This window comes from Henriciella sp. (assembly GCF_049649345.1).
GTDB lineage: Bacteria > Pseudomonadota > Alphaproteobacteria > Caulobacterales > Hyphomonadaceae > Henriciella.
The window spans coordinates 1-3,220 of record NZ_JBARZC010000563.1 but is presented as its reverse complement, the minus strand read 5'-3'; the positions used below and the strand labels follow the sequence as shown (position 1 = coordinate 3,220).

Sequence of the window (3,220 nt, the reverse complement as noted above, 5' to 3'; positions counted from 1 at the left end):
AAACAAGCGGCGGCGACGGCGTCTACGAGGCGATCTTTCTCGACCGCAACAAGACCTGGGTGCCCCAGATCGAGGCCATGCTCGACGAGCCCGGCACCGTCTTCGTCGCCGTCGGCGCTGGCCATCTCGCCGGGCCGGACAGCGTTATCACCATGCTCCGCGACGAAGGCTACGACGTTGAGGGGCCTTAGACCGCTCCGGATGAGGAGGTTCAGGTTTTCCCGGCGCCGGGCATTGGCGTTCACGTGAATGAAATCCTTCTGTGATTCATTCCGGCGAAATCCTGAAGGTGGGCCGTCCTGTTGATCGAATCTCTCTCTATTCCTGACGTCAAACTGATTACGCCCAAAAGATTTGGCGACAGCCGCGGCTTCTTCTCTGAAACCTATAAGGCGAAAGAGCTGGCGGCAGCGGGGCTCGATCTCGATTTCGTTCAGGACAACCACTCCTTTTCCGCAGCAAAGGGCGTTCTGCGCGGGCTCCACTACCAGAAGCCGCCGCATGCGCAGGACAAGCTGGTGCGATGCACGCGCGGCCGGGTCTGGGATGTGGCCGTGGATATCCGGGAAGGCTCTCCGACCTTCGGGAAGTATGTGGGCGCCGAGCTTAGCGCGGAGAACTGGGTTCAGATCCTCGTGCCGAAGGGCTTCGCGCATGGCTTCGTGACGCTCGAAGAGGACTCCGAGATCCAGTACAAGGTCACCGATTATTATGCGCCCGAAAGCGACGCCAATATCAGGTGGGATGATCCGGCGCTCGGAATAGACTGGAAAATAGACCCGGCGAGTGTGACACTGTCGGAAAAGGATGCTGCGGCACCCTTATTGGCCGAAGTCGACATGGTTTTTGCATATTAAAAGACCTGACGCGCGAAAGGGGACGCTGAGATGAAAATTCTGGTCACTGGCGGCGCCGGCTTTATCGGGTCGGCTGTTTGCCGCTACCTGATAGAGGAAACAGATCATTCGGTCGTCAATGTCGACAAGCTGACCTATGCGGCCAACCTTGCCTCTGTCGCCCCCGTCGATGGCGATGAGCGCTATGCCTTCGAGCAGGCAGACATTGCCGACCGCGACGCGATGATCGAGATTTTTGAGCGCCACCAGCCGGACGCCGTCATGCATCTCGCCGCAGAGAGCCATGTCGACCGCTCGATTACGGGCGCCGGCGAATTCATCCAGACCAATATCGTCGGCACATTCGTGATGCTTGAAGTGGCCCGCGCCTATTGGGACGGGCTGCCTGCGGACAGGAAAGACGACTTCCGCTTCCTGCATGTCTCGACCGATGAGGTTTACGGCTCACTTGGCGAGGATGGCCTGTTCACCGAAGAGACGGCCTATGATCCAAGCTCGCCTTATTCAGCGTCCAAGGCGGCGTCCGACCATCTTCTGACGGCCTGGCAACGCACCTATGGATTTCCGGGCCTCATCTCGAACTGTTCGAATAATTACGGGCCTTACCATTTTCCTGAAAAGCTGATCCCGCTGGTCACGCTGAATGCGCTCGAGAGAAAGCCCCTGCCGGTCTATGGCGATGGCTCGAATGTGCGCGACTGGCTCCATGTGCGCGACCACGCCCGCGCGCTGCTGCTTATCCTGCAGGCCGGCCAGCTCGGCGAAAAGTATAATGTTGGCGGCAATAATGAGCGCACCAATCTTCAGGTCGTGCATGCGATCTGCGACACGCTCGACGAGCTGCGCCCCGGTGACACGCCGCGCCGCGACCTCATCGAGTTCGTCACAGACCGACCCGGTCACGATGCGCGCTATGCGATCGACGCGACGCGCCTGCAAACAGAGCTTGGCTGGAAAACCGAAGAGAATTTCGAGACCGGCCTCGCCAAGACGATAAGCTGGTATCTTGACAATGAGGACTGGTGGCGACCGCTTCGCGACAAGAAATATGCAGGCGAACGCCTAGGCCTGCTGAAGACCGGATAGGGCGCGGCCACATTGATGACGATCCTTATTGTTGGAAAATCCGGGCAAGTCGCTCGCGCCTTAGCAGAGCGAGCTGAGAACACTTCAAGACTTGTTGCCCTCGGCAGGCCGGACCTGGACATCACCAGACCAGCAACAATCCGCTCGGCGATCGAGCGTACCAACGCGGCGATCGTCATCAACGCATCCGCCTATACCGCCGTCGACCGCGCTGAGGATGAAGAAGCCGACGCATTTGCCGTGAATGCAGACGGTCCCCAGCATCTGGCCGCCGCCTGTAAGGCTGCGGGCATTCCGCTCATTCATTTTTCGACCGACTATGTCTTTGATGGCACCAAGTACGGTGCGTACAAGGAGAGCGACCCGACGGCGCCACTGAGCGTGTATGGGCGTTCCAAGCTGGCAGGCGAACAGGCCGTCGCAGCAACGCTCGATGACCATGTCATTCTGCGCACCGCCTGGGTCTACAGTCCGTTTGGCACTAATTTCGTCAAGACGATGTTGCGGCTTGCCTCATCCCGGGATGAGCTGGGTGTGGTCGCAGACCAGGCCGGGTGTCCAACCTCCGCCCTTGATATTGCGGACGCAGCGCTTGCCATAGCCCATCAGATACTGAATGGCGGCGCCCGGTTTGGCGTCTTTCACCTGACCGGGTCTGGCGAAACCAGCTGGCACGGGCTGGCAGCGGAAGTCTTTAGTCTGTCGGCATCGCTTGGCGGTCCGACAGCGACGGCGCGTCCAATCGCGACCACTGACTACCCGACTCCGGCCGCGCGCCCCGCTAATTCAATGCTAGACGGTTCGAAACTTGCAGAGCTTTACGGCATAAGACTGCCGGATTGGCGCGCAAGCGTTCGCACATGCGTGGAGCGGCTACTGCAAGAGGGGACATTTGCATGAAGGGTATCATTCTGGCAGGCGGCGCCGGGACACGCCTAAACCCCGTCACAGGCGTGATCTCAAAGCAGCTCTTGCCCATCTACGACAAGCCGATGATCTACTATCCGATCAGCACATTGATGCTGGCGGGTGTGCGCGACATCCTGATCATCACAACGCCCGAAGCGTCCTCGCTCTTTCAGAGCCTGTTGGGCGATGGCAGCCACCTTGGCATGAACTTTCAGTACGCCGCCCAGCCAAAACCAGAAGGCCTCGCCCAGGCCTTCCTGATCGGTGAGGATTTCGTGGACGGAAGTCCCTGTGCTCTCGCCCTGGGTGACAACATCTTCTATGGCGCTGGGCTGACCGAACAGCTGCGCACAGCCGGATCGCTGACC

General features: G+C 59.6%; 5 protein-coding genes. All 5 read left to right on the top strand.

From position 1 onward, the window contains the following. The coding region (locus WA989_RS15585; RefSeq protein ID WP_424341398.1) for a TraB/GumN family protein at positions 1-191 on the top strand (191 nt) is incomplete at its 5' end. A gap of 108 nt (positions 192-299) precedes the next feature. Further along, positions 300-857, top strand: a complete 558-nt coding sequence (rfbC, locus tag WA989_RS15580) for a dTDP-4-dehydrorhamnose 3,5-epimerase (RefSeq protein WP_424341399.1) — start codon at positions 300-302, stop codon at positions 855-857. Between the two features lie 30 nt (positions 858-887). After that, positions 888-1,943 carry a dTDP-glucose 4,6-dehydratase gene (gene rfbB, locus WA989_RS15575; RefSeq protein ID WP_424341397.1) on the top strand — a complete coding sequence of 352 codons (1,056 nt, stop codon included), beginning with the start codon at positions 888-890 and terminating at the stop codon, positions 1,941-1,943. A gap of 15 nt (positions 1,944-1,958) precedes the next feature. Next, complete coding sequence (rfbD, locus tag WA989_RS15570; RefSeq protein WP_424341396.1) at positions 1,959-2,843, top strand: dTDP-4-dehydrorhamnose reductase; 885 nt, start codon at positions 1,959-1,961, stop codon at positions 2,841-2,843. Further along, on the top strand, positions 2,840-3,220 hold a 381-nt coding region (locus tag WA989_RS15565; RefSeq protein WP_424341395.1), incomplete at its 3' end, for a sugar nucleotidyltransferase. The genes rfbD and WA989_RS15565, both read left to right, overlap by 4 nt.